Raw genomic sequence first — 24,814 nt, forward strand, 5'->3', positions numbered from 1 at the left:
CACCGGAAGTGTTTGAACTGCTGCCCTGCTCTTTCGAGGAGGGCTACCGCAACGATGTTCTGGCTGAACCGCTGCAGTGACAACTCAGGCTGCGCATATTACACGAATCGCGCAGCTTTGTGTCAACTTTTATGCAAGATGCGCAAATGCCTGCTGGCACCAGACCATGATCGGGTTCCAGGCCAGGCCCAGGGCCAGCAGTGCCAGGGCATTCACGCCCAGCACCACGCCCAGCACGCGGTCGTTGTTGCGCGGCATGGCCTCGCCCACCGGCTCATCGAAGTACATGACCTTGATGACGCGCAGGTAGTAGAAGCAGCCGACCACGGCGCACAGCACGCCCAGGATGGCCAGCCACAACAGGCCGCCGTTGACGGCTGCGCCGAGCACGGCCAGCTTGGTCCAGAAGCCCAGGAACGGCGGGATGCCGGCCAGCGACGCCATGATGCACAGCACCAGGCCGGCCATCCACGGGTTGCGGGCGTTCAGGCCCTTGAAGTCCTCGATGTTCTCGGCTTCAAAGCCGGCGCGCGACAGGGCGATGATCGCACCGAAGGCGGCGGTGGACATGATGGCGTAGGCCAGTGCGTAGAACAGCGCGGCGGCATAGCCCTGCGCGCCACCACCGGCGATGCCCATCAGCAGGAAGCCGATGTGCGAGACGGTGGAGAACGCCAGCATGCGCTTGAGGTTGCTCTGCGCGATGGCCATCAGGTTGCCGATGACCAGCGACACAGCGGCCAGGCCGGCGATCAGCAGCTGCAGTTCGGTGGACAGCGGGCCCACGCCCATTTCCAGCAGGCGGTACGCCATGCCGAAGGCGGCCAGCTTCGGTGCCGAGCTGATGAACAGCGCGATCGGTGCCGGGGCACCCTGGTACACGTCCGGCAGCCACATGTGGAACGGCGCGGCACCCAGCTTGAAGGCGACGCCGGCGATCATGAACACCGCACCGGTGACCAGCAGCACGCGCTCCTCCGAATGCGGGATGGCGGCCTGGATGGCGTCCAGGTGCAGGCTGCCGGTGGCACCGTAGATCAGCGACATGCCGTACAGCAGCAGGCCCGATGCCAGCGAACCGAGGACGATGTACTTCATCGCCGCTTCCGAGGCCAGGCCGCTGTCGCGGTTGCTGGCGACCAGGGCGTAGGAGCACAGGGCCAGCAGTTCCAGGCCCAGGTAGACCATCAGCAGGCTGCCGGCCGAAACCAGGATCATCATGCCGGCGGTGCCGAACAGGATCAGCACCGGGATTTCGCCCTGGAACAGGTTGCGGTCGCGCAGGTAGCGCCAGCCGTAGACCAGGGTCAGGCCGCTGAGCAGCACGATCCCGGTCTTCATCACGTCCGCGGCGGTATCGCGCACGAACATGCCGTGGAAGACCTCACCCTGCCCGCCCACGCCGGTGGCGAGCATGAACAGCACCACGGCCAGGGCAGCGACCGAGAACAGGTGGGTGACGATCTTGTTCCGGTTGCTGACGAACAGGTCGAGGATCATCAGGGCGAAGGCGCTGCCGATCAGCACCAGCTCGGGAGCGAGCGGTGGCAGGTCAGCGGCGGTCAATGGCAACAGCGGCGAGGTGGTCATCATCAAATCCTGGAATTACAGCAGCTTGCTGGATGCGATCTGCATCGCCAGCTTCGCGATCGAGGGCTCCATCAGGTCGGTCAGCGGCTTGGGGTAGATGCCCAGGGCCAGCACGCCGATGGCGAACACGGTCAGCAGCGCCCATTCGCGGCCGTTGATGTCCTTCAGCTCAGCCACGTGGCTGTTGGCCACTTCGCCGAAGAAGATGCGCTTGTACAGCCACAGGGTGTAGGCCGCACCGATGATCAGGGTGGTGGCGGCGCCCAGGGCGATCCACGGATTGCGCTGGAACGCAGCCAGGATGACCATGAATTCACCGGCAAAACCACTGGTGCCCGGCAGGCCGGCATTGGCCATGAAGAACAGCATGGCGAAGGTGGCGAACCACGGCATCACGTTGACCACGCCGCCGTAATCGGCGATGCGGCGGCTGTGCATGCGGTCGTACAGCACGCCGACGCAGGAGAACATCGCACCGGACACGAAGCCGTGCGAGATCATCTGCACCATGGCGCCCTGCAGGCCCAGGCGGGCGGCATCGGCGTTGCCGGCTTCACGCACCAGCCACAGGGCGATGAAGGTGCCCAGGGTGACGAAGCCCATGTGCGCGATCGACGAATAGGCGATCAGCTTCTTCATGTCGTCCTGCACCAGGGCGACCAGGCCGACGTAGATCACGGCGATCAGCGACAGGGCGATGACCAGCCAGGCCCACTCGCTCGACGCATCGGGGACGATCGGCAGGTTGAAGCGCAGGAAGCCGTAGCCACCGATCTTCAGGGCGATGGCGGCCAGGATGACCGAACCGGCGGTCGGCGCTTCCACGTGGGCGTCCGGCAGCCAGGTGTGCACCGGGAACATCGGCACCTTGACCGCGAAGGCGATCAGGAAGGCGAAGAAGATCCAGGTCTGTTCCTTGGCGCTCAGCGGCAGCGCGTACAGGTCGGCCAGCTGGAAGCTGCCGCCCTTCATGTACAGGTAGATCAGCGCCACCAGCATCAGCACGGAGCCGAGGAAGGTGTACAGGAAGAACTTCATCGCGGCGTAGATGCGGCGCGGGCCGCCCCAGACACCGATGATGAGGAACATCGGGATCAGCATCGCCTCGAAGAACACGTAGAACAGCATCGCGTCCGTGGCCGAGAAGATGCCGACGGTGACGCCTTCCAGGATCAGGAAGGCAGCCACGTACTGGTTGACGCGCTTGTCGATCGCGCTCCAGGCGCCCAGCAGGGCCAGCACGCCGACCAGGGTGGTCAGCAGGATCAGCGCGATGGCGATGCCATCCACGCCCAGGTTGTAGCCGATCTTGTACGCCGGGATCCACGCATGGGTCTCGACGAACTGCATGCCATCGGCAGCCGGGTTGTAGCCGCTGAGCAGCGAGAGACTCGCAACGAAGGTCAGCAGCGCCACGCCGATCGACGCCCAGCGGGCGGTCTGCGCATCACGGATCGCAAGGATCAGGGCACCGCCGAGGATCGGCAGCCAGATGAGGACACTGAGTAGGGGCCAGTTCGACACGTCTTCTTATTCCGTACAGGTCATCAACGCAGGTAATGCATCAGCACGCCCAGGAGGGCAATCAGGCCGATGATCATCGCGAAGGCGTAGTGATAGAGGAAACCGGATTGGGTACGACGCAGCACGCCGGCTGCGACGTCCACAACACGTGCCGAGAGATTGACCACGCCATCGACGATGTTGCTGTCGATCCAGCGTGCGACCTTGCCGAGCTTGACGCTGCCACCGGCGAAGCCATCGATCCACAGCTTGTCGAAGCCGTACTTGTTTTCCAGCACCGAGACCAGCGGAGCGAAGGTCCTGCGGGCCTTGCCCGACAGGTCCGGCTTCCACAGGTAGAACAGCGCGGCCAGCAGGAAGCCTGCCAGGGTCAGCCAGAACGGCGGCAGCATCATGCCGTGCAGCGCGAACGCCACCGGACCATGGAACTCCTCGCCGAGGAAGCCGACGGTGTTCTTGGCCGGATCGTAGAAATCGACGATGCCGGTGAAGAACGTGGTCGCCTGGCCCTTGATCGCCTCGTGGGCGTGGTGGCCGGCCCAGTCGGTGCCGTGCAGCATCGGGCCGATGCTGAAGAAACCGATGGCGATCGAGGGGATGGCCAGCAGGATCAGCGGCAGGGTCACCACCCACGGGGTTTCGTGCGGCTCATGCGGACCGTGGCCATGGCCGTGGTCGTCATGGGCATCGCCGTGGTGCGCGTCGGCATGATGGGCATCGGCGGCATGATGGTCGTCATGGCCGTGGTCATCATGGTGCGCATCGCGGAAGCGTTCCGGACCATGGAAGGTCATGAACAGCAGGCGGAAGCTGTAGAAGCTGGTCACCAGCACGCCACCCAGCACTGCCCAGTAGCCATAGGTGGCCACCCAGCTGTTCTGGATATGGGCGTGGATCTCGGCCGCCTCGATGATGGTGTCCTTCGAGTAGAAGCCGGAGAAGAACGGCGTACCGACCAGGGCCAGCGTACCGATCCACATGGTGATGAAGGTGATCGGCATGTACTTGCGCAGGCCGCCCATCTTGCGCATGTCCTGCTCGTGGTGCATCGCGATGATGACCGAGCCGGCACCCAGGAACAGCAGCGCCTTGAAGAAGGCGTGGGTCATCAGGTGGAACACGGCGGCCGAGTAGGCCGACACGCCCAGTGCAACCGTCATGTAGCCCAGCTGCGACAGGGTCGAGTACGCGACCACACGCTTGATGTCGTTCTGCACGATGCCGATCAGGCCGGTGAAGAACGCGGTGGTGGCACCGATGAAGAGGATGAAGTTCAGCGCGGTCTGCGACAGCTCGAACAGCGGCGACATGCGGGTGACCATGAAGATACCGGCGGTCACCATGGTCGCGGCGTGGATCAGTGCCGAGATCGGGGTCGGGCCTTCCATCGAGTCCGGCAGCCACACGTGCAGCGGGACCTGGGCCGACTTGCCCATGGCGCCGATGAACAGGCAGATGCAGATGACCGTGGCGATCGACCAGACGACCGGCTCGCTCAGCAGCTGCATGCCGAAGACGGTGCCGTCCCAGATCTGCATCTTGGCTTCAGGGCTGGCCAGTGCGCCGGCCTGCGAGAAGACCTGCGAGTAATCCAGGGTGCCGAACACCCATAGCACGCCAGCGATGCCCAGCAGGAAGCCGAAGTCACCGACGCGGTTGACCAGGAACGCCTTCATGTTGGCGAAGATCGCGGTCGGGCGCTTGAACCAGAAGCCGATCAGCAGGTACGACACCAGGCCCACCGCTTCCCAGCCGAAGAACAGCTGCAGGAAGTTGTTGCTCATCACCAGGGTGAGCATCGAGAAGGTGAACAGCGAGATGTAGCTGAAGAAGCGCTGGTAGCCCGGGTCTTCTTCCATGTAGCCGATGGTGTAGATGTGGACCAGCAACGACACGAAGGTCACCACCACCATCATCATCGCGGTCAGCTTGTCGACCATGAAGCCGACATGCGCCGAGTACTGGCCCACTTCAAAGAAGGTGTACAGGTTCTGGTTGAACGGCTGCGCACCGCCCCAGACCAGCTGGTACAGGGTATACATCGACAGGGCGCAGCTGATGGCCACGCCGAGGATGGTGACGGTCTGGGCGCCGAAGCGCTTGACCTGGCGACCGAACAGGCCGGCGATGATGCTGCCGAACAGCGGTGCAAGCACCACTGCGATCAACAGACTCTTGGAGAGAGTGATTTCCATCTGTGGATCAGCCCTTCAACGAATCGACTTCGCCGACATTGATCGTGCGGCGTGTGCGGAACAGGGTCACCAGGATCGCCAGGCCGATGGCGGCCTCGGCTGCGGCAACGGTCAGGATGAAGAACACGAACAGCTGGCCGGACGGATCGCCCAGCTGGCGCGAGAACCCGACGAAGTTGATGTTCACCGACAGCAGCATCAACTCGATGGACATCAGCAGGACGATGATGTTCTTGCGGTTGAGGAAGATGCCGGCAAGGCTGATGCAGAACAGCACCGCGCCCAGCGCCAGGATGTGGCCGAGAGTGATCATGCCTGGGTCTCCTCGTCGCCCGCGACCGGCTTGGTGTTGCTGTGGACCAGCGGCTTTTCAGCGTCCATCTTGACCATGCGCAGGCGCTGGCCAGCCTTGACCATCGTCTGGTCGCCCGGGTTCTGGCTCTTCACGCCGGTACGACGGCGCAAGGTCAGCATGACGGCGGCCACCACGGCCACGGTCAGGATGACGGCGGCGAACTCGAACGGCAGCAGGAATTCGGTGAACAGGCTGCGTGCCAGCCAGGTGATGTTGGACGTGTCCGCAGCCAGGGCCGCAGCGTTGTCCGCCGGGAAGGCGTTGACCGCCCTGCCCTTCACCCCGATCAGGATCAGCATCTGCACCAGCATGGCGACGGCCACGATCACGCCGACCGGCAGGTAGCGCACCCAGCCCTCACGCAGGTTCGTGGGATCGATGTCGAGCATCATCACCACGAACAGGAACAGCACCATCACCGCGCCGACGTAGACCAGCACCAGCGCGACACCGAGGAACTCGGCACCGACCAGCAGCCACACGCAGGCAATGGAGAAGAAGGTCAGCACCAGGCAGAGCACGGCGTGAACCGGGTTGCGCACGCTGATCACCGCACCGGCCGAAACCGTTGCCGCGATGGCGAACACCCAGAAAGCGATATTTACCCAATCCATCTCTCGACCTCAGCGGTAAGCGGCATCGGCGGCACGACGCTCGGCGATCTCGTTTTCGAGACGATCGCCAAGGGCCAGCAGCTGCGGCTTGGTAACGATGTTTTCGCCACGGTTCTCGAAGTGGTACTCGAGGATGTGGGTTTCGACGATCGAGTCCACCGGGCAGCTTTCTTCACAGAAGCCGCAGAAGATGCACTTGAACAGATCGATGTCGTAGCGGGTGGTACGGCGGGTGCCGTCCTCGCGCTTGGCCGAGTCGATGGTGATGGCCAGTGCCGGGCACACCGCTTCGCACAGCTTGCAGGCGATGCAGCGCTCTTCACCGTTGGGGTAACGGCGCAGGGCGTGCAGGCCACGGAAGCGCGGCGACTGCGGGAACTTCTCCATCGGGTACATCATCGTGTACTTCGGCTTGAAGCTGTACTTCAGCGTCAGCCAGAGACCGGCCAGCAGTTCGAGCAGCAGCAGGCTCTTGAAGTAATGGGTAATCCTGTTCATCACTTTAGACGCCCTTTTGAATCACGCCGAAGAACACCATGACGGCGGTAACCGCGATCCACAGAATGGCCAGCGGGATGAAGACCTTCCAGCCCAGGCGCATGATCTGGTCGTAGCGGAAGCGCGGGAAGCTGGCACGGAACCAGATGTAGGCACTGGCGAAGAAGAACACCTTGACGAACAGCCACGGTGCGCCGCCCTTCCAGATCCAGTCGACCAGCGGCGAGACATCACCGAAGTTGACCCAACCCTGGATCGGGCTCAGCCAGCCGCCGAGGAAGAAGATCGAGATCAGGAAGCTGATCAGGATCATGTTCGCGTATTCGGCCAGGAAGAACAGGGCGAAGGCACCGCCGGAGTATTCGACCATGTGGCCGGCGACGATTTCCGATTCGCCTTCCACCACGTCGAACGGCGCGCGGTTGGTTTCAGCCACGCCCGACACCCAGTAGATGACGAACAGCGGGAACAGCGGCAGCAGGAACCAGTCGAAGAAGCCGGAATTGCCGGCCTGCGCCATCACGATGTTGCTCAGGTTCAGGCTGCCCGACGCGATCATCACGCCGACCAGGGCGAAGCCCATGGCGATTTCGTAGCTGATCATCTGCGCCGAGGCGCGCATGGCACCCAGGAACGCGTACTTCGAGTTGGACGCCCAACCGGCCAGGATGATGCCGTAGATGCCCAGCGAGGTCATCGCCAGCAGGTACAGCAGGCCTGCGTTGGCGTTGGACAGCACGATCTGCGAATCGAAGGGCACCACCGACCAGGCCGCGAAGGCCGGGGCCAGGGTGATCAGCGGTGCGAGCAGGTAGATCGCCTTGTTGGCGCTGCTCGGCTGGACCACTTCCTTGAACAGCAGCTTGAAGACGTCGGCGAAGGCCTGGAAGATGCCCATGCCCACGTACATCGGGCCGTGGCGGACGTGCATCCAGCCGATCAGCTTGCGTTCCCAGACCACGTAGAAGGCCACCGAGATGATCACCGGAACGGTGATCACCAGGATCTTCAGGATGATCCAGATCAGCGCGCCGATATCACCAAGGCCAAGCAGCCACTGGTGCAGCGGGTCGACCGCGTTCAACAGCAATTCGTTCATGCAGCCACCACCGATACGCGAGCGGCACCCAGCGGCGCGGTCGCGCCGTGGCCCGATTCAATCCAGACCGAACCCGCAGCGACGCGGGCGTCGACCACCACCGGCAGGGTGGCCTTGCCGGCATCGGTGCCGACCTTGGCCATCTGCCCTTCCTGCAGCTGCAGGCGCGCGGCATCGTCAGCGTTCAGCACGATGCGCGGGGCGTTGTTCAGCGGATGCGACTGCAGCGCCGGGGCGCGACGGACCACCGCATCGGTGCGGTAGATCGCGGCGGTCGAAGCCACTTCCAGGCCTTCGCCGGCAACCACCGGCTGCGCCGAAGCGGCAACGGTGACCGACACCGGGGCCAGGCTGGCACGCAGGCCGGCCAGGTCGGTGAAGTCGAAACCGGCCAGCGCCATGTCGCCGCCCAGTGCGCGCAGCACGCGCCAGCCTTCACGGGCCTCGCCCGGCAGCTTGCCGCCGGCACGGGCCGACTGCTCGCGACCATCGAGGTTGGTCAGGGTGGCGTCGATTTCCGGCAGCGCGCCGATCGGCAGGATCACGTCGGCAACATCACGGGTGGAGACGCAGGCGAACTGGCTGAAGGCCACCACCTGGGCACCGACCAGCGCCTTGCGCGCGGCAGGTGCATCGGCGAAGTCCAGGCCCGGCTCAAGGCCGTACACCACGTAGGCCTGGCGCGGCTGCGCCAGCATCGCGGCGACGTCCTTGCCGGCCGGCAGCACGCCGGCGCGGGTCAGGCCCACGGCATTGGCGCCCTGCGGAATGCGGCACAGCCTGGCACCGGTAGCGGCAGCGAAGTCACGCGCAGCGGCGCGGATCGCGGCGGCCTGCGGGTGGTTCTCGGCGATGCCACCGACGATCAGCACGGTGTTGGTACCGCCCTGCACTGCCGAACGCAGTTCTTCGTTGGCCAGCGCGTCGACGAACTTCGACGGGGCGACGATCTGCTTGCCGGCAACGCTGAAGGCGAAGTCGAAGTCCACCGGGTTGACGACGTGGATCTTCGCGCCCTTGGTGGTCTGCGCCTTGCGCAGGCGGGCGTGCAGCAGCGGCAGTTCGTGGCGGATGTTGCTGCCCAGAACGACGATGCGGTCGGCGCCTTCGATTTCGGCCAGCGGCAGGCCGAACACTTCGGCGGTTGCGGCGTCGGAGAAATCGCGGTTGTTGATGCGGTGGTCGATGTTGCTCGAGCCCAGGCCCTTGGCCAGGCGGGCCAGCAGCGCGCCTTCCTCGTTGGAGGTCGACGGGTGCACCAGCACGCCCAGGTGGTCACCCTGGTGGGCCTTGAGGATCTCGGCGGCCGCGGCCAGGCCTTCGGCCCAGCTCACTTCCTTCCACTCGCCATTGACCTTGCGCAGCGGCTTGACCGCACGGTCTTCGCTGTACAGGCCCTGGTGCGAGTAGCGGTCACGGTCGGACAGCCAGCACTCGTTGACCGCTTCGTTGTCGCGCGGCACGGTACGCAGCACTTCGCCGCGACGCACGTGCAGGAACAGGTTCGAACCCATGGCGTCGTGGTAGCCCAGCGATTCGCGCGCGGTCAGTTCCCACGGGCGGGCGCGGAACTGGAACACCTTGTTGGTCAGCGCGCCGACCGGGCAGACGTCGACGACGTTGCCGGACAGCTCGGTGGTCAGCGGCTTGCCGTCGTAGGTACCGATCTGCAGGTTCTCGCCGCGGTACATGCCACCCAGTTCATAGGTGCCAGCCACGTCGGCGGTGAAGCGCACGCAGCGGGTGCACTGGATGCAGCGGGTCATCTCGGTGGCGACCAGCGGACCCATGTCCTCGTCCGGCACCACGCGCTTGCGCTCGTTGAAGCGGCTGACCGAACGGCCATAGCCCAGCGAGACGTCCTGCAGTTCGCACTCGCCGCCCTGGTCGCAGATCGGGCAGTCCAGCGGGTGGTTGATGAGCAGGAACTCCATCACCGAACGCTGGAACTTGAGCGCCTTCTCACTGCGGGTGGCGACCTTCATGCCGTCCATCACCGGGGTGGCGCAGGCCGGCGCCGGCTTCGGCGACTTCTCCACGTCCACCAGGCACATGCGGCAGTTGGCGGCGATCGGCAGCTTCTCGTGGTAGCAGAAGCGCGGAATGGAGATGCCAGCCTTGTCGGCGGCCTGGATGATCATCGAGCCCTTGGGCACGACCAGCGACTTGCCATCGATCTCGATGGTGACGTGATCGGGTGGGACGCTCGGATTTACGGGTTGCGCGCTCATGCAGCGGCTGCCTCCACCTTCTTGCCGTCAACCATCGAATGACCGTTGACGATGTAGTACTCGAACTCGTCCCAGAACTGGCGCAGGAAGCCCTGGATGGGCCATGCAGCCGCTTCGCCGAACGCACAGATGGTGTGGCCTTCGATCTGGCCGGCCACCGCCTTCAGCTGGTGCAGGTCTTCCATCGTTGCCTTGCCGGCGACGATGCGCTCCAGCACGCGGTGCATCCAGCCGGTACCTTCACGGCACGGGGTGCACTGGCCGCAGGATTCCTTGTGGAAGAACTGGCTGATGCGGCAGGCGAACTTGACGCAGCAGACGCTGTCATCCAGCACCACGACGGCGCCCGACCCCAGGCCGGAGCCCAGTGCACGGATGGTGTCGTAGTCCATCGGCAGGTCCTTCAGCTCGGCCGCGGTCAGCACCGGCATCGACACGCCGCCCGGGATCGCGCCCTTCAGCGTGCGGCCCGGACGCAGGCCACCGGCCATTTCCAGCAGGTCGTGGAATTTGGTGCCGAGCGGCACTTCGAAATTGCCGCCATTCTGCACGCAGCCGGACACCGAGAAGCACTTCGGGCCGCCATTGGCGGTCAGGCTCAGGCCCTTGAACCACTCCGGACCGTTGCGGATGATCGCCGGCACCGAACCGTAGGTTTCGGTGTTGTTGATCGTCGACGGCTTGCCATACAGGCCGAAATTGGCCGGGAACGGCGGCTTGTAGCGCGGCTGGCCCTTCTTGCCTTCCAGCGATTCCATCAGTGCGGTTTCTTCGCCGCAGATGTACGCGCCGGCGCCCAGCGCACCGTAGATATCGATGTCCACGCCCGAGCCCATCACGTTCTTGCCCAGCCAGCCGTTCGCATAGGCGTCGGCCAGGGCCTGCTCGAAGTGCTCGAACGGCTCGTGGTGGAACTCACCGCGCAGGTAGTTGTAGCCCACGGTCGAGCCGGTGGCGTAGCAGGCGATCGCCATGCCTTCCACGACCGAATGCGGGTTGTAGCGCAGGATGTCGCGGTCCTTGCAGGTGCCCGGCTCGGATTCATCCGAGTTGCAGAGGATGTACTTCTGCATGTTGCCCTTGGGCATGAAGGACCACTTCAGGCCGGTCGGGAAGCCAGCGCCACCGCGGCCGCGCAGGCCCGAGGCCTTGACCATCTCGATGACCTGCTCCGGCGGGATCTTCTCTTCGAGGATCTTGCGCAGGGCGGCATAGCCACCGGTCTTCAGGTAGCTTTCGTACGACCACGGGGTGTCGTAATGCAGGGTGGTGTAGACCACCTGGTGCGGCAGCGGCGCGGGGCCGACCGGACCCTTGGATTCGTGGTGATGTGCCATGCCCTTACTCCAGCCCGTCCAGCAGCTCGTCGACCTTTTCCAGGGTCAGACGCTCATGGTAATGACCGTTGATGACCATCATCGGTGCACCACCGCAGCCTGCCAGGCACTCTTCCTCGCGCTTGAGGTAGACGCGGCCGTCCGGGGTGGACTGGCCGTGCTTGATGCCCAGCTTCTTCTCGCAATGGCGCACGATGTCCTCGGCGCCATTGAGCCAGCAGCTGATGTTGGTGCAGATGGCCACGTTGTTGCGGCCCACCTTCTCGGTCTCGAACATCGAGTAGAAGCTGGCGACCTCGTAGGCCCACACCGGCGGCAGGTCGAGGTACTTGGCCACGCCGGCGATCAGCTCGTCGGTCAGCCAGCCCTCGTTCTGCTCCTGGGCCGCGTGCAGGCCCTGCAGCACGGCAGAGCGCTTGCGGTCCGGCGGGAACTTGGACAGCCAGTGATCGATGTGAGCGCGCGTCTTGTCGCTCAACACCACCATCGGGTCGACGTCGCGCGCCGTCTCGAAATTACCTGTCGCCTTCATCGGCCGACCTCAGCGAAATGCATAACGTGAAATTGCAGAAACTGCGGCGCCGGCTTGCGCCGGCTGCCTGCAGCAGGCGTTGGCTTGGCAGACGTCATTACCGGTCAACCTCGCCGAACACCAGATCGTAGGTGCCGATCATTGCCACCACGTCAGCCAGCATGTGGCCGCGCACGATCGAATCGATCGAGGACAGGTGGGCGAAGCCCGGCGCGCGCAGGTGCACGCGGAAAGGCTTGTTGGCGCCATCGGAGACCAGGTAGCAGCCGAACTCGCCCTTCGGGGCTTCCACCGCCGAATAGGTTTCGCCGGCCGGGACGCAATAGCCTTCGCTGAACAGCTTGAAGTGGTGGATCAGTGCTTCCATGTCGTCCTTCATGTCCTCGCGCCTGGGCGGAGCGACCTTGAAGTTCTTCACCATCACCGGGCCCGGGTTGGCCTTCAGCCACGCCACGCACTGCTTGATGATGCGGTTGGATTCGCGCATTTCGGCCACGCGGCACAGGTAGCGGTCGTAGCAGTCGCCTTCCTTGCCCAGCGGGATGTCGAAATCGACGGCATCGTACTTGGCGTACGGACGCTTCTTGCGCAGATCCCAGGCAACGCCCGAACCGCGCAGCATCACGCCGGTCATGCCCCACTGGTGGGCCAGTTCCGGGCTGACCACGCCGATGCCGACCGTACGCTGCTTCCAGATACGGTTGTCGGTCAGCAGGGTTTCGTATTCGTCGACGCGACCCGGGAACTCGTTGGTGAAGTTCTCCAGGAAGTCCAGCAGCGAGCCTTCACGCGAAGCATTGAGCTGCTTCAGTGCCTTGCCCTTGTGCCAGCGCGATTCCTTGTACTTCGGCATGTGGTCCGGCAGGTCGCGGTAGACGCCGCCCGGACGGTAGTACGCCGCGTGCATGCGCGCGCCGGAAACTGCTTCGTAGCAGTCCATCAGCTCTTCGCGCTCACGGAAGGCGTACAGCATGACCGCCATCGCACCCAGATCGAGGGCATTGGAGCCCAGCCACATCAGGTGGTTCAGGATGCGGGTGATTTCGTCGTACATCGTGCGGATGTACTGCGCGCGTTCCGGCGCCTCGATTCCCATCAGGGTCTCGATCGAGCGCACGTAGGCGTGCTCGTTGCACATCATCGACACGTAATCCAGGCGATCCATGTAACCGATCGACTGGTTGAACGGCTTGGATTCGGCCAGCTTTTCGGTACCACGATGCAGCAGGCCGACGTGCGGGTCGGCGCGCATGATGGTTTCACCATCCATTTCCAGGATCAGGCGCAGCACACCATGGGCGGCCGGATGCTGCGGGCCGAAGTTCATGGTGTAGTTGCGGATTTCCTGCCGGCTTTCGGCGGGGTTGCTGGCGAAGGCTTCGCCGGCCTGGTGTACGTGGCTCACTTCACTGCCTCCTGCGCGCGCTCACCTTCTGCGGTCTGCAGACGGGCGTCGTCACGGATCACGCGCGGCACGCCGACACGCGGCTCCACCGAGGTGACCGGTTCGTAGATCACGCGCTTCTTTTCTTCGTCGTAGCGGACTTCGACGTTGCCGATGAGCGGGAAGTCCTTGCGGAACGGATGGCCGACGAAACCGTAGTCGGTCAGGATCCGGCGCAGGTCCGGGTGACCTTCGAAGATCACGCCGTACAGGTCGAACGCTTCGCGCTCGAACCAGTTCAGGCCCGGCCAGATGCCGGTCAGCGAGGACACCACCGGCAGTGCTTCGTCAGGGGCGAAGCAGCGCAGGTGCAACATCAGGTTGTGCTGGTAGGAGCGCAGCTGGGCGACCACGGCGAAACGCTGGGTCGGCATGTGCTGCGGGCTCGCGCCATCGGCACCGTTTTCCTCGGTGGGGAACTCGCCCCACGCGAAACGGCCCTGGGCCTTGCCTTCGACGCCGCGGCTGAAGCCCTGCGAGGACACGTCAGCGGTGTCCCATTCGTCGGAGCCATAACCGAGGTAATCGACGCCGCAGAGATCCACGGCCTGCTCGAAACCAAACTCGTCACGCAGCGCCAGCGCGGTGGCATGCCACTCGGCGGCAGGCACCTCCAGCGTCACTTCGCCGCGGGGTTCGACCACGATGACCTTCGCACCAGCGAAACGTGCGGAGAGTCGGTCGATGAAGGATGCTTGCTCTGCCATGGGGGCTTGGCGCGCTCTTGTAGTGTGGAAGGGTCAGCGGGCGATGGTCTGTGTACGCCAGATCTTCTTCTGCAGCTGCAGGATCCCGTACACCAGCGCCTCGGCGGTCGGCGGGCAGCCCGGGACGTAGACGTCCACCGGCACCACGCGATCACAGCCGCGCACGACAGAATAGGAGTAATGGTAGTAGCCGCCGCCGTTGGCGCAGCTGCCCATCGAGATGACCCACTTCGGGTCCGGCATCTGGTCGTAGACCTTGCGCAGCGCCGGGGCCATCTTGTTGACCAGGGTGCCGGCCACGATCATCACGTCGGACTGACGCGGCGACGGGCGGAACACCACGCCGTAGCGGTCAAGGTCCAGGCGCGAGGCGCCGGCGTGCATCATCTCGACCGCGCAGCAGGCCAGGCCGAAGGTCATCGGCCACATCGAGCCGGTGCGCGCCCAGTTCAGCAGTGCGTCGACGCTGGTGGTGACGAAGCCCTTTTCCAGCAGCGGGTTGTCGCCCTCAGGCCGCAGGATGTCATCAACCCGCCCTTCCGGGACCGGATTGTTCATGAGGCCATCGAGAGTCTGAATCACTCCCATTCCAGCGCTCCCTTCTTCCAGACGTAAATGAAACCGAGGAACAGCATGCCGACGAACAGGCCCATGGTGACGAGCGAACGGGCGCCCAGCTCCATGAAGACCTGGGTCCACGGCACGATGAAGATGATTTCCAGGTCGAAGACGATGAACTGGATCGCGATCAGGTAGTAGCGCACGTCGAACTTCATGCGCGCGTCTTCGAAGGCCTCGAAGCCGCACTCGTACGGCGAGAGCTTTTCCAGATCGGGGCGGCGGGGACCGAGGAATCGACCGATCAGCATCAGCGTGATGCCGATACCGGTCGCGACGATCAGAAACAGCAGAGACGGCAAATATTCGGCCAGCACAGCGATTCTCTCTTGCCTCTGCCGCCGCGCCTGCAGGCGCTTTGGCATGGGGGAGTGGACGGGAAACGGCTGGCGCATTGCGCGCCAGGAGAACCCGCTTTACTTACAAATGGTGCCCAAGAGGGGACTCGAACCCCTACGACCTAAGTCGCTACCACCTCAAGGTAGTGCGTCTACCAATTCCGCCACCTGGGCAAACGATCACATCAGTCAGATAACCCGATGCGCCGCATATTGTAACCGTCTTCAGTCTTTCTGGGAGCCTTCCGAAGGCTTTTCTTCACCAGAAACCGAAGATTCCGCCTGAGCCGGCACAGTCGCGGCCGGAACCGGGGCGGCCGGGACCGCATCGGCCTTCGGAACGGCCGGAAGTTCACCCGCCGGAGCGGCCGGAGCGCTGGCCGCCGGGGTGGACATCAGGCCCAGGTCCTGCTCGGCCGCCGGACGGCTGCCGTGACCGGCATACCAGGCCATGAAGAGGCTGATGCCGAAGAACACCACGGCCAGCCACTTGGTCGACTTGGACAGGAAGTTGGACGCGCCACGCGCACCAAACACAGTGCCCGAGGCGCCAGCGCCGAAGCCCGAACCAGCCGCCGCACCCGAACCACGCTGCATCAGGATGAGCGCGATCATGGCCACGGCCACGAGCACGTAGACGACATTGAGGATCAACATCAGCATTGGGAATCCGCCCTCGGACAATACTTGTAGAGTTAGTTCGCAGCCGCCGCCTGCGCGATGGCCAGGAAGTCCGCGGCCACCAGGGAGGCGCCGCCGACCAGCCCACCATCGACATCCGGCTGCGCGAACAGTTCCCCGGCATTGTCGGGCTTCACGCTGCCGCCGTAAAGAATGGGCAGTGAATCAGCAATTCTAGCATCGATGCGCGCCACTTCGCCACGGATGAACGCGTGGACCTGCTGCGCCTGCTCCTTGCTGGCGGTCTTGCCGGTGCCGATGGCCCAGACCGGCTCGTAGGCGACCACGGCAGTGGCGAAACCCTCGCCCCCGACCAGGGCCAGGACCGGGGCCAGCTGGGCAGCGATGACCGCCTCGGTCTGCCCGGCCTCGCGCTGTTCCAGGGTTTCACCCACGCACAGCACCGGTACCAGGCCGGCATGCAGGGCGGCGGCGAACTTGCGCGCGACCAGCTCGCTGCTTTCATTATGGTACTGGCGGCGCTCGGAGTGGCCGACCAGGCCGTAGCGGGCACCGACCTCATGCAGCATGGCGGCGCAGACCTCCCCGGTATAGGCGCCCTTCTCGTTGCTGCTGACGTCCTGGGCACCGAACACCAGGCCGGTCCCGCCGAAGTCCTCGACCAGCTCGCCCAGGTAGGGCAGCGGCGGCAGGATGACGACCTCCACCCCGGCCTTGGGCAGCCCCGCAGCCACCTGGCCCAGCAGGTCAGTGGCGAATTGACGGCTGCCGTGCAGCTTCCAGTTTCCGGCGACGATCTTGCGGCGCATGAGCGGGTGGCTCCTGTATGAAGTCAGCCGCCCATGATACCCGTTACGGGAAAAACCCGTTTGCTTGTAAGCGGTTACATGGGTTTTCAGCGAACGGCGCAGCCCCTCGTGGCGGGTGGGTTGGGTTTGGTGGGGTGGGTTGGTCGCGAACGGCCCGGTTTGATTTATTGGCTTGGCCGGGCGCGGCAGGGGCGCGGGACGCGCCGTGAACCCATCCATGGGGGCTCGTAGGCGCCATCCATGGCGCCTGCGGTCCCGCGCCCCTGCCCCGCCCGGCCTCTGACACATTCCGGCGGTTCCCCCGCCACGGAAAGAAAAAAGAAGAGCAAGAGCAAGGGCAAGAGCAGAAGCAGCATTCCGGGTGGCTGCCGTGTTGGACCAGCCCCCTACCCCACTTCGATCTGACAGATCTCATCCACGCATGGCGTGGATCTACCGTGTCGACCAAGGTCGACACCTGCCAGGAGCCGCCGGTACCAGCCGCCGCGGGAAAGTGTCGGGGGTGGGGCGGTGTGGGTTGGCAGGACCGTTGGCGCCATGGATGGCGCCATCGAGCCCCCATGGACGGGTTTACGGCGTGTCCTGCCAACCCACACCGCCCCGCCCAACCCGCAGAAACCCAGAGCCGCTTTGGCTTTGGCTTTGGCTTTGGCTTTTGCTCTGGCTCTGGCCTCTGCAGGTGCAGGGCGCAGCCCTGCAAAGAAAAAGCCGCCTTTCGGCGGCTTTCTCATTACTTCAGCTTGATCTCGCGCAGGCGTTCCTCGAGGAAGCCGTGGGCGGTGATCGGCTCCGGGTACCGGCTCGGGTTCTCCGGGGTGATGCACGACGGCAGCACGTCGATCAGGAAGTCCGGGTTCGGGTGCAGGAAGAACGGCACCGAGTAACGCGGCTGGCGGGCCAGCTCGCCCGGGGGGTTGACCACGCGATGGATGGTCGACGGGTACACGTGGTTGGTCAGGCGCTGCAGCATGTCGCCGATGTTGACCACGATGGTGTCCGCGTCGGACGTGAACGGCACCCACTCGCCCTCATGCGACTGCACTTCCAGGCCCGCGGCGCTGGCGCCGACCAGCAGGGTGATGAAGTTGATGTCGCCATGGGCACCGGCACGCACGTTCGGAATGTCGTCGGTGGTGATCGGCGGGTAGTGGATCGGGCGCAGGATCGAATTGCCGAAGTTGGTCTTGTCGGCGAAGAAGTCTTCCGGCAGGCCGATGTGCAGGGCCAGTGCCGACAGGACGCGCGAGCCCAGGTTGTCCAGCGCCTGGTACAGGCCGTAGCCGCGCTCACGGAAACCTTCGACCTCGGTCGGCCACAGGTTCGGCGCCATCACGTCACGGTACTTGGAGTCGTCGGCGATCTCGCGGCCGATGTGCCAGAACTCCTTCAGGTCGAAGTGCTTGGAGCCCTTGGCGGTTTCCACACCGAACGGGGTGTAGCCGCGGGCGCCGCCGCTGCCGGCCACGTGGTACTTGCGCTTGACCTCGTCCGGCAGGGCGAAGAAGGCCTTGAAGACATCGTAGGCCGCGTCGATGTCGGCCTGCGGGATGCCGTGGTTGCGGATGCCCGCGAATCCCCATTGGCGGTAGGCCGCGCCCAGCTCGGCCACGAAGGCCTCGCGGTCGCTGTCAAAACGGGTGATGTCGAGGGTCGGGATCTGGCTCACAGCGGTTCCTGGCTTGTCGTTGGGTCAATGAGCCGGCAGCTGTCTGCCGGCCAGCCTGAACATTGTGACAGATCGGCCCAGGTACGCCACCGATACAATGAAACAAACCGATACAATGCGCCACCCGCGCGAGCAGGCAGCCCCTCCGGGCGCCCATGCAGCACGTCCCCTGCCCCCTGCCCGCCCGCTCCTGCACCATGTCCGCCGCCTCGCCCGATTCCGCCCCTGCCCCGCTTTCCGCACCTGACCGCCGCTGGCGCCGGCTGGCGTGGTGGTCGCTGTTCGTCGCCGCCAACGCAGCGCTGGCCCTGTTGATCACGCTGGGCAACGTGCCGCTGCGCGACAACCCCGGTGGCGGCCTCGGCCTGGCCTATCTGGCCGTCGCCCTGCCCGGCCACCTGCTGGCGCTGGGCGCGCTGGCCGGTGCGCTGCCTCTGGCGATCGGCCTGTGGCCGCGCAGTGCGCGCCCGCTGACACTTTCTGCCATCGCACTGCAGGGGCTGTGGCTGTGCCTGCTGCTGGTCGACGCCAAGGTGTTCGCCCTGTACCGGTTCCATCTCAATGCGATGGTCGCCAACATGGTGTTTGGTGGCGCACTGCAGGACCAGGTCAGCCTTTCGTGGAAGACCTGGCTGCAGGTGGCCGGCCTGGTGGCGGCCCTCTTTGCTGCCCAGGCGCTGCTGGCCTGGGCCTGCTGGAAGCTGCTCTCGCCGGCGCCGCACCGGCACCGCGTGCTGCAGGCCTGGACCGCCGTTGCGCTGCTGATGGGCGGCGGCCAGGTCGCCACCGCCTACTACGATGCGCTGGGCGAACGCGCGGTGATCAGCCAGTGGAACTACCTGCCCTGGGCGCAGCCGATCACCGCCAAGAGTTTCATGCGTCGGCTGGGCGTACACAGCCAGCAGCAGGCCGGCCTGCCCGATCCGCGCCACGCCCAGCTGCAGTATCCGCTGCAGCCGCTGCGTTGCCAGAGCCACCGCCGGCCCAACGTGCTGATGGTGGTGCTGGAATCGCTGCGGCACGACGCGCTGACCCCGCAGTACATGCCCCACACCGCGGCGCTGGCCGGCTCGGCCCGCGTCTACGACCACCACCTCAGCACCGGCAACGCGACCCGTTACGGTCTGTTCGGCCTGTTGTACGGCCTGCCGGGTGGCTACTGGCCGAGCATGCTGGACGAGCAGCGCGGCTCGCAGCTGTTCAAGGTGCTGCAGCAGCAGGGCTACGACCTGCATCTGTACGGTAGCGCGCCGCTGTACAGCCCCGAGTTCGACCGCACCGCATTTGCCGATGTGCGCGACCAGCTGCACCAGGGGCCGACGGAACTGGATCCGTCCGCGCGCGACCAGAGCATCATCGCGTCCCTGCAGCAGGACATCACCCGCAGCCAGGCCGCGCAGCGCCCCTGGTTCGGTTTCGTCTTCCTCGATTCCACCCACGCGCCGTACCACATGCCGGCCGGCTATCCGCCGGTGGCCACGCCGATGGCCGCCGACATCGACTTCCTCAAGTTCGGCCCGGACCATGACCCGGCGCCGGAGTTGAACCGTTATCACACGGCCGTGCACTACGCCGACAGCCTGGTCGGCCAGCTGCTCGAACAGCTGCGCGCACAGGGCCTGGAGCAGGACACCATCGTGCTGGTGACCGGCGACCACGCCGAAGAATTCAACGACCTCGGCCTGAACTACTGGGGCCACAACGGCAACTTCTCCAACCACCAGGTGCAGGTGCCGTTCGTGCTGCGCTGGCCGGGCGAAGCCAGCGGCCACGACGCGCGCACCAGCTCCCACGAGGATTGGGTGCCGACGCTGATGCGGCATGCGCTGGGCTGCGAGAACGCGCTGGGTGATTTCAGTACCGGCCAGGATCTGCTGGCCGTGCCGCAGGGCCAGCGCTCGCTGGTGGTCGAGAGCTGGTCACAGCGCGCGGTACGCCACGGCGAGGTGATCTACGTGTTCGACAAGTTCGGCAACGCCACCGCACTGGACCAGGACTACCTGCCCCTACCGCAGCAGGCGCCGGACCCGGCCGCACTGCGCACCGCATGGGACGCGCTCACGCGCTTCCGCAACCGTTGAAATCCAGGACAGATTCACGATGAACCGCCCGTTGCGCATCCTCCACACCGAAGCCGCCAAGGGAATGGGTGGCCAGGAGATCTACATTCTTCGCCACATGCAGGTGATGCGTGCGCGCGGCCACGAGGTCGCGCTGCTGTGCCAGCCCGACGCGCGGCTGGGCACGCTGGCCCGCGATGATGGCTTCACCGTGCACACCCTGCGCATGGGTGGCATGGCCCGGCTGATGCGCGGCATCTGGTCGGTCTCGCGCCTGGTTCGCCGCGAGCGCTACGACGTGGTCAACACCACCAGCCGGCGCGACACGCTGATCGCCGCTGCTGGCGCACGCCTGGGCGGAACGCCGCTGGTGGTGCGCTCGCGCCACCTGATGAGCCCGGTCAATTCGCTGCTGACCTATACCGGGCTGCCGCACCGGATCATTACCGTGAGCCGGTTCGTCAAGCAGCTGCTGGCCGAGCGCGGCATCGCTGGCGGGAGCATCGGCATCGTGCCGCCCATCGCGGTACCGCCGCGCTGGACCGACATGCGCAAGGAAGACCCATGGCAGTGCCTGCAGGACGTGCGCGCCGAGGTCCGTGCCGAACTCGGCTTCAGCGACGAGGACATCGTGGTCGGGTGCGTGGCCGTGCTGCGCGAGCCGAAGGGCCATGCCGACCTGCTGCGCGCGATCGCGCCGCTGTGCAAGGCCAACCCGCGACTGCACCTGGTGGTGGTGGGCAATGGCGAGGCGGTCATGCAGCGCCTGCTGGCGATGCGCGAAGAACATGGCCTGCAGCAGCAGGTACACCTGCTCGGCTACCGTGACAGCGCCTGCCGCCTGATGACCGGCTTTGACATCTTCGCCCTCGCCTCGCACAAGGAGGCCGCCGGCACGGTGTTCCTGGAGGCCGCCTACGTGGCCGTGCCGATCGTGGCCACGCGGGTGGGCGGCGTGCCTGAAATGGTGCTGGAGGGCAGCAATGCGATCCTCACCCGGCTGGGCGACAATGGCGCGCTGACCGCTGCGCTGCGCCTGCTGGTGGACGATCCGCAGCGACGGCAGCTGATGGGCCGTGCAGGCTGGGACTGGATGCGCAGTGCGCACGACTTCAGCCCGGCCGGGCATGGCGAAACCACCGAATCCTATTACCACCAGTGGCTGAAGGAGCTGGGACATGGCTGATGCGCGAACTGTTCCGGTGCTGATGCACCACCACGTCAGCCCCTCGCCGGGGATGATCACCGTCTCGCCGGAGAACTTCGAGAGCCAGATCGCCTGGCTGGCCGACAACGGCTGGACCTCGCTGACTCTGGACCAGTACGCGGGCTTCCTTGCCGGCAAGCCGGTGCCGCGCCGGTCCATCGTCATCACCTTCGATGATGGCTACCTGGACAACTGGGTGTACGCGCACCCGATCCTGCAGAAGTACGGCATGCATGCGGTGGTGTTCGTGGTGACCGGCTGGATGCGCGAAGGCGACGTACGCCCGCATGCCGGCATCGCCGGGGCCACGCTGCCGGCGACGCCGGACCACCGTGGCTGCGAAGCGGCGATCTTCGAGGACGACCGTAGCGACACGGTGATGATGCGCTGGAGCGAAGCGCGCGCAGCCATCGAGGCCGGCACCTTCGAAGTGCACTGCCATACCCACACCCACACCCGCTGGCTGCGCCGTGATGACCTGGACCGCGCACAGCGCCGTGCCGGCATCAGCCAGGACCTGGCGATCTCGCGACAGGTGCTGCAGGACAAGCTGGGCGAAGTGTCCGACACACTGTGCTGGCCCTACGGCGATTTCGACCAGGATCATGTCGAGGTGGCCCGCGAGCACGGCTTCCGTTACCTGCACACCACCCACCCGTTCGGCCGCAACGTGGTCGGCGGCGATCCGGAGCGGATCTACCGCTTCGCGATCCGCAACCGCCCGGCCAGCTGGCTGCGCAAGCGCATCGCGCAGAGCTACAACCCGCTGATCGCGCCGTTCTTCAACGGCTTCAAGGCGCGCCAGAAGAAGATGGTGCCGGGGCCCTGATCACGCGACCTTCGCTGCGGAAAACAAAAACGCCCCGGTCTCCCGGGGCGTTTTCCGTCTGGGCCCAGTGCAGCCGCCTCAGGCGGAGGCTGCCGCCTTCACTGCGGCCGACAGGCGATCCAGCGTGTCCTGCATCAGCACGGCCTCGTCGGCTTCGACAGTGACGCGCACCACCGGCTCGGTGCCGGACGGACGCAGGAACGCGCGACCGCGCCCGGCCACTGCCTGCTGTGCTTCGGCCAGCGCCGACTGCACGCTGTCCGCCTGCACGGTGGTCTTGGCCGAGACATCACCCAGGCGCACGTTGACGGTCTTCTGCGGCACCTTGGCCAGCGGCTGCAGGGCCTGGCGCAGGGTCTGGCCACTGCGGCGCAGGGCCACCAGTACCTGCAGGGCGCTGACGATGCCGTCGCCGGTGGTTGCGCGGTCCAGGCACAGCAGGTGGCCGGAGGCTTCGCCGCCGAGCACGCCGCCGCCTTCCACCAGCGCCTGGTGCACGTAACGATCGCCCACGTTGCTGCGCACGAACGGGATCTGCAGTTCGCCCAGAGCCTTTTCCAGGCCGAAGTTGCTCATCAGCGTGCCGACCACCGGACCGCGCAGGCGGCCGTCGGCCTGCCACGCACGGGCCAGGATGTAGAGCAGGTCGTCGCCGTCAACCGGGTTGCCCTGGTCGTCGGCCATCAGCACGCGGTCGCCGTCGCCATCGAAGGCAATGCCCAGGTCCGCGCCGGTCTGGCGCACCTTGGCCGCCAGGTTGTCGATGTGGGTCGAACCCACGCCGTCGTTGATGTTGACGCCGTTGGGTTCGGCACCGATGCCGATCACGTCGGCACCCAGCTCACGGAACAGCAGCGGCGCGATCTGGTAGGTCGCACCGTGGGCGCAGTCCAGTACCAGGCGCACGCCACGCAGGTCGAAGGTGCGCGGCACGCTGGCCTTGCAGAACTCGATGTAGCGGCCGACCGCTTCGCGCGCGCGCGCCGCCTTGCCCAGCTTTTCCGACTCGGCCGTGGTGAACGGCACGTCCAGCGCTGCTTCCAGCGCCAGCTCGGTGGCGTCATCAAGCTTCTCGCCCTGGGCGGAGAAGAACTTGATGCCGTTGTCGTAGTGCGGGTTGTGCGAGGCACTGATGACCACGCCGGCATCCACGCCCAGGGTGCGGGTGAGGAAGGCCACCGCCGGGGTCGGCATCGGCCCCAGCAGCTGCACGTCGGCACCGGCGGCCACCAGGCCGGCTTCCAGTGCGGCTTCGAACATGTAGCCGGAAATGCGCGTGTCCTTGCCGATCACCACGATCGGGCGACGCCCGTCGTGGCCGCGCTGGTCGACCAGCACGCGGCCCAGCGCATTGCCCAGGCGCATCACGAAGTCGGCCGAGATCGGGCTCTGCCCGACGCGGCCGCGGATGCCGTCAGTACCGAAGTACCTGCGGCCTGCCATTACGCAGCCTCCGGCGCCGGCTGGCGGCCGAGCATGGCCAGCAGGTCGGACAGGCGGTCACGCATTTCACGGCGGTCGCAGATCTGGTCGATGGCACCGTGTTCCAGCAGGAACTCGGAGCGCTGGAAGCCTTCAGGCAGCTTCTCGCGCACGGTCTGCTCGATCACGCGCGGGCCGGCGAAGCCGATCAGCGCCTGCGGCTCGGCGATGTTGATGTCGCCCAGCATGGCGAAGGAGGCCGACACGCCACCGGTGGTCGGGTGGGTCAGCACCGAGATGTACGGCAGGCCGGCTTCACGCAGCTTGCCCAGCGCAGCGGAGGTCTTGGCCATCTGCATCAGCGAGAACAGGCCTTCCTGCATGCGCGCGCCGCCGCTGGCGGAGAAGCACACGTAGGGCGCACCGATCTCGACCGCGGTTTCAGCGGCCAGGGCGAAGCGCTCGCCGACCACCGAACCCATCGAACCGCCCATGAAGGCGAAATCGAAGGACGACGCCACCAGCGGACGGCCCTTGAGCAGGCCGCGCATGGCGATCAGCGCGTCGTACTCGCCGGTGTTCTTCTGCGCGATCTTGATGCGCTCGCTGTACTTCTTCTGGTCCTTGAACTTGAGCAGGTCCGTCGGGCCCAGGCGCGCACCGATCTCGGTGGTGCTGTCAGCGTCGAACAGGGCCGCCAGGCGCGCGCGGGCGCGGATCGCCATGTGGTGACCGCACTTCGGGCAGACCTCCAGGTTCTCTTCCAGCTCGGGGCGGTACAGCGCGCTGCCGCAGCTGCTGCACTTTTCCCACAGGCCCTCGGGGACGCTGCGCTTCTTGCTGGGGGTGTTGTCGGTGCGGATGCCGGACGGCATCAACTTGCTGAGCCAACTCATGCGGGAGGACACTTCCGTTCAGGGCGGCCCGAGGGCCGCAAAGGCGGACAGTCTAGCTCCGCTGCCCCCGCCCGTGCACCCCTTGCGGGGCACGGGCCGGCAGGAAAAAACCATGCTGGGACGTACGTTTAGCGCCGGTAGCGCCGGGCCATGCCCGGCGGACGCTGCTCAAACCCCGCGTCGCCGGGCACGGCCCGGCGC

General features: G+C 65.7%; 22 protein-coding genes and 1 tRNA gene. 3 read left to right on the forward strand and 20 right to left on the reverse strand.

The genetic code is table 11. The features are described 5' to 3' along the window. Positions 1–129 precede the first annotated feature (129 nt). The 18 genes from nuoN to AC3WL7_RS17010 form a co-directional block, all read right to left on the reverse strand. Positions 130–1,590 (reverse strand): NADH-quinone oxidoreductase subunit NuoN, encoded by a 1,461-nt coding sequence (nuoN, locus tag AC3WL7_RS16925; protein WP_200734145.1) that lies wholly within the window; start codon positions 1,588–1,590, stop codon positions 130–132. Positions 1,591–1,605: 15 nt separating this feature from the next. Beyond that, a complete protein-coding gene (locus tag AC3WL7_RS16930; protein WP_079222603.1) occupies positions 1,606–3,114 on the reverse strand; it encodes an NADH-quinone oxidoreductase subunit M in 1,509 nt (502 codons plus the stop codon). Between the two features lie 23 nt (positions 3,115–3,137). Next, on the reverse strand, positions 3,138–5,309 hold the full coding sequence (gene nuoL / locus AC3WL7_RS16935; protein WP_200734143.1) for an NADH-quinone oxidoreductase subunit L: 2,172 nt from the start codon (positions 5,307–5,309) through the stop codon (positions 3,138–3,140). Positions 5,310–5,316: 7 nt separating this feature from the next. Beyond that, positions 5,317–5,622 carry an NADH-quinone oxidoreductase subunit NuoK gene (nuoK, locus tag AC3WL7_RS16940; RefSeq protein ID WP_053519917.1) on the reverse strand — a complete coding sequence of 102 codons (306 nt, stop codon included), beginning with the start codon at positions 5,620–5,622 and terminating at the stop codon, positions 5,317–5,319. Beyond that, positions 5,619–6,278 (reverse strand): NADH-quinone oxidoreductase subunit J, encoded by a 660-nt coding sequence (locus AC3WL7_RS16945; RefSeq protein WP_492751826.1) that lies wholly within the window; start codon positions 6,276–6,278, stop codon positions 5,619–5,621. The genes nuoK and AC3WL7_RS16945 overlap by 4 nt, the downstream gene beginning before the upstream one ends. A 9-nt stretch (positions 6,279–6,287) precedes the next feature. Then, positions 6,288–6,776 (reverse strand): NADH-quinone oxidoreductase subunit NuoI, encoded by a 489-nt coding sequence (gene nuoI / locus AC3WL7_RS16950; RefSeq protein ID WP_005410456.1) that lies wholly within the window; start codon positions 6,774–6,776, stop codon positions 6,288–6,290. Positions 6,777–6,780: 4 nt separating this feature from the next. Further along, entirely contained in the window at positions 6,781–7,875 is a 1,095-nt protein-coding gene (gene nuoH / locus AC3WL7_RS16955; RefSeq protein ID WP_006381129.1) for an NADH-quinone oxidoreductase subunit NuoH, read from the reverse strand. Further along, a complete protein-coding gene (nuoG, locus tag AC3WL7_RS16960) occupies positions 7,872–10,106 on the reverse strand; it encodes an NADH-quinone oxidoreductase subunit NuoG (RefSeq protein WP_492751835.1) in 2,235 nt (744 codons plus the stop codon). The genes nuoH and nuoG overlap by 4 nt, the downstream gene beginning before the upstream one ends. Beyond that, positions 10,103–11,443, reverse strand: a complete 1,341-nt coding sequence (gene nuoF, locus AC3WL7_RS16965; protein ID WP_492751836.1) for an NADH-quinone oxidoreductase subunit NuoF — start codon at positions 11,441–11,443, stop codon at positions 10,103–10,105. The genes nuoG and nuoF overlap by 4 nt, the downstream gene beginning before the upstream one ends. Before the next feature lie 4 nt (positions 11,444–11,447). Next, a complete protein-coding gene (gene nuoE / locus AC3WL7_RS16970) occupies positions 11,448–11,975 on the reverse strand; it encodes an NADH-quinone oxidoreductase subunit NuoE (protein WP_079222609.1) in 528 nt (175 codons plus the stop codon). A gap of 97 nt (positions 11,976–12,072) precedes the next feature. Further along, positions 12,073–13,380: an NADH-quinone oxidoreductase subunit D gene (locus AC3WL7_RS16975; protein ID WP_283222217.1), complete on the reverse strand. Its 1,308-nt coding sequence runs from the start codon at positions 13,378–13,380 to the stop codon at positions 12,073–12,075. Beyond that, positions 13,377–14,126: an NADH-quinone oxidoreductase subunit C gene (locus tag AC3WL7_RS16980; protein WP_079222611.1), complete on the reverse strand. Its 750-nt coding sequence runs from the start codon at positions 14,124–14,126 to the stop codon at positions 13,377–13,379. Before AC3WL7_RS16980 ends, AC3WL7_RS16975 begins: the two co-directional genes overlap by 4 nt. 33 nt (positions 14,127–14,159) lie before the next feature. Beyond that, entirely contained in the window at positions 14,160–14,714 is a 555-nt protein-coding gene (locus AC3WL7_RS16985; RefSeq protein WP_492751840.1) for a NuoB/complex I 20 kDa subunit family protein, read from the reverse strand. Next, positions 14,705–15,061, reverse strand: coding sequence for an NADH-quinone oxidoreductase subunit A (locus AC3WL7_RS16990; protein WP_079222613.1), 357 nt, complete (start codon positions 15,059–15,061; stop codon positions 14,705–14,707). The genes AC3WL7_RS16985 and AC3WL7_RS16990 overlap by 10 nt, the downstream gene beginning before the upstream one ends. Positions 15,062–15,171: 110 nt before the next feature. Beyond that, positions 15,172–15,256, reverse strand: a tRNA-Leu gene (locus tag AC3WL7_RS16995). 51 nt (positions 15,257–15,307) lie between these two features. After that, positions 15,308–15,745 (reverse strand): preprotein translocase subunit SecG, encoded by a 438-nt coding sequence (secG, locus tag AC3WL7_RS17000; RefSeq protein WP_492751841.1) that lies wholly within the window; start codon positions 15,743–15,745, stop codon positions 15,308–15,310. Positions 15,746–15,777: 32 nt separating this feature from the next. Further along, positions 15,778–16,533, reverse strand: a complete 756-nt coding sequence (gene tpiA / locus AC3WL7_RS17005; RefSeq protein ID WP_079222615.1) for a triose-phosphate isomerase — start codon at positions 16,531–16,533, stop codon at positions 15,778–15,780. 730 nt (positions 16,534–17,263) lie between these two features. After that, positions 17,264–18,199, reverse strand: a complete 936-nt coding sequence (locus AC3WL7_RS17010) for an isopenicillin N synthase family dioxygenase (RefSeq protein WP_079222616.1) — start codon at positions 18,197–18,199, stop codon at positions 17,264–17,266. 197 nt (positions 18,200–18,396) lie between these two features. On the opposite strand from AC3WL7_RS17010, the gene AC3WL7_RS17015 reads away from it, so the two are divergent. Genes AC3WL7_RS17015 through AC3WL7_RS17025 form a run of 3 tightly spaced genes read left to right on the forward strand, consistent with a single transcriptional unit; the run spans position 18,397 to position 22,295 of the window. After that, on the forward strand, positions 18,397–20,280 hold the full coding sequence (locus AC3WL7_RS17015; RefSeq protein ID WP_492751843.1) for a sulfatase-like hydrolase/transferase: 1,884 nt from the start codon (positions 18,397–18,399) through the stop codon (positions 20,278–20,280). Between the two features lie 19 nt (positions 20,281–20,299). Then, positions 20,300–21,445: a glycosyltransferase family 4 protein gene (locus tag AC3WL7_RS17020; protein ID WP_313419980.1), complete on the forward strand. Its 1,146-nt coding sequence runs from the start codon at positions 20,300–20,302 to the stop codon at positions 21,443–21,445. Then, the gene (locus AC3WL7_RS17025; RefSeq protein WP_492751845.1) at positions 21,438–22,295 is read left to right on the forward strand and encodes a polysaccharide deacetylase family protein; all 858 of its coding nucleotides are present in this window, start codon (positions 21,438–21,440) and stop codon (positions 22,293–22,295) included. The genes AC3WL7_RS17020 and AC3WL7_RS17025 overlap by 8 nt, the downstream gene beginning before the upstream one ends. A 78-nt stretch (positions 22,296–22,373) precedes the next feature. Here AC3WL7_RS17025 and glmM read toward each other — a convergent pair whose 3' ends face one another. Both glmM and accD read right to left on the reverse strand, forming a co-directional pair. Then, positions 22,374–23,738, reverse strand: a complete 1,365-nt coding sequence (gene glmM, locus AC3WL7_RS17030; protein WP_079222620.1) for a phosphoglucosamine mutase — start codon at positions 23,736–23,738, stop codon at positions 22,374–22,376. Then, positions 23,738–24,613, reverse strand: coding sequence for an acetyl-CoA carboxylase, carboxyltransferase subunit beta (gene accD / locus AC3WL7_RS17035; protein ID WP_492751848.1), 876 nt, complete (start codon positions 24,611–24,613; stop codon positions 23,738–23,740). The genes glmM and accD overlap by 1 nt, the downstream gene beginning before the upstream one ends. Positions 24,614–24,814: the final 201 nt, after the last annotated feature.

Source organism: Stenotrophomonas sp. FW305-3-2-15-E-LB1 (genome assembly GCF_058787375.1).

What these genes read in the sequence shown, in the direction of transcription:
- AC3WL7_RS17025 (WP_492751845.1), top strand. Translation starts at nt 21,438, where the DNA reads ATGGCTGATGCGCGAACTGTTCCGGTGCTGATGCACCACCACGTCAGC.
- nuoK (WP_053519917.1), bottom strand. Translation starts at nt 5,622, where the DNA reads ATGATCACTCTCGGCCACATCCTGGCGCTGGGCGCGGTGCTGTTCTGC.
- nuoH (WP_006381129.1), bottom strand. Translation starts at nt 7,875, where the DNA reads ATGAACGAATTGCTGTTGAACGCGGTCGACCCGCTGCACCAGTGGCTG.
- AC3WL7_RS16945 (WP_492751826.1), bottom strand. Translation starts at nt 6,278, where the DNA reads ATGGATTGGGTAAATATCGCTTTCTGGGTGTTCGCCATCGCGGCAACG.
- accD (WP_492751848.1), bottom strand. Translation starts at nt 24,613, where the DNA reads ATGAGTTGGCTCAGCAAGTTGATGCCGTCCGGCATCCGCACCGACAAC.
- AC3WL7_RS16980 (WP_079222611.1), bottom strand. Translation starts at nt 14,126, where the DNA reads ATGGCAGAGCAAGCATCCTTCATCGACCGACTCTCCGCACGTTTCGCT.
- nuoG (WP_492751835.1), bottom strand. Translation starts at nt 10,106, where the DNA reads ATGAGCGCGCAACCCGTAAATCCGAGCGTCCCACCCGATCACGTCACC.
- tpiA (WP_079222615.1), bottom strand. Translation starts at nt 16,533, where the DNA reads ATGCGCCGCAAGATCGTCGCCGGAAACTGGAAGCTGCACGGCAGCCGT.
- nuoE (WP_079222609.1), bottom strand. Translation starts at nt 11,975, where the DNA reads ATGAAGGCGACAGGTAATTTCGAGACGGCGCGCGACGTCGACCCGATG.
- AC3WL7_RS16985 (WP_492751840.1), bottom strand. Translation starts at nt 14,714, where the DNA reads ATGGGAGTGATTCAGACTCTCGATGGCCTCATGAACAATCCGGTCCCG.
- nuoL (WP_200734143.1), bottom strand. Translation starts at nt 5,309, where the DNA reads ATGGAAATCACTCTCTCCAAGAGTCTGTTGATCGCAGTGGTGCTTGCA.
- glmM (WP_079222620.1), bottom strand. Translation starts at nt 23,738, where the DNA reads ATGGCAGGCCGCAGGTACTTCGGTACTGACGGCATCCGCGGCCGCGTC.
- AC3WL7_RS17015 (WP_492751843.1), top strand. Translation starts at nt 18,397, where the DNA reads ATGTCCGCCGCCTCGCCCGATTCCGCCCCTGCCCCGCTTTCCGCACCT.
- secG (WP_492751841.1), bottom strand. Translation starts at nt 15,745, where the DNA reads ATGCTGATGTTGATCCTCAATGTCGTCTACGTGCTCGTGGCCGTGGCC.
- nuoI (WP_005410456.1), bottom strand. Translation starts at nt 6,776, where the DNA reads ATGAACAGGATTACCCATTACTTCAAGAGCCTGCTGCTGCTCGAACTG.
- AC3WL7_RS17020 (WP_313419980.1), top strand. Translation starts at nt 20,300, where the DNA reads ATGAACCGCCCGTTGCGCATCCTCCACACCGAAGCCGCCAAGGGAATG.
- nuoN (WP_200734145.1), bottom strand. Translation starts at nt 1,590, where the DNA reads ATGACCACCTCGCCGCTGTTGCCATTGACCGCCGCTGACCTGCCACCG.
- nuoF (WP_492751836.1), bottom strand. Translation starts at nt 11,443, where the DNA reads ATGGCACATCACCACGAATCCAAGGGTCCGGTCGGCCCCGCGCCGCTG.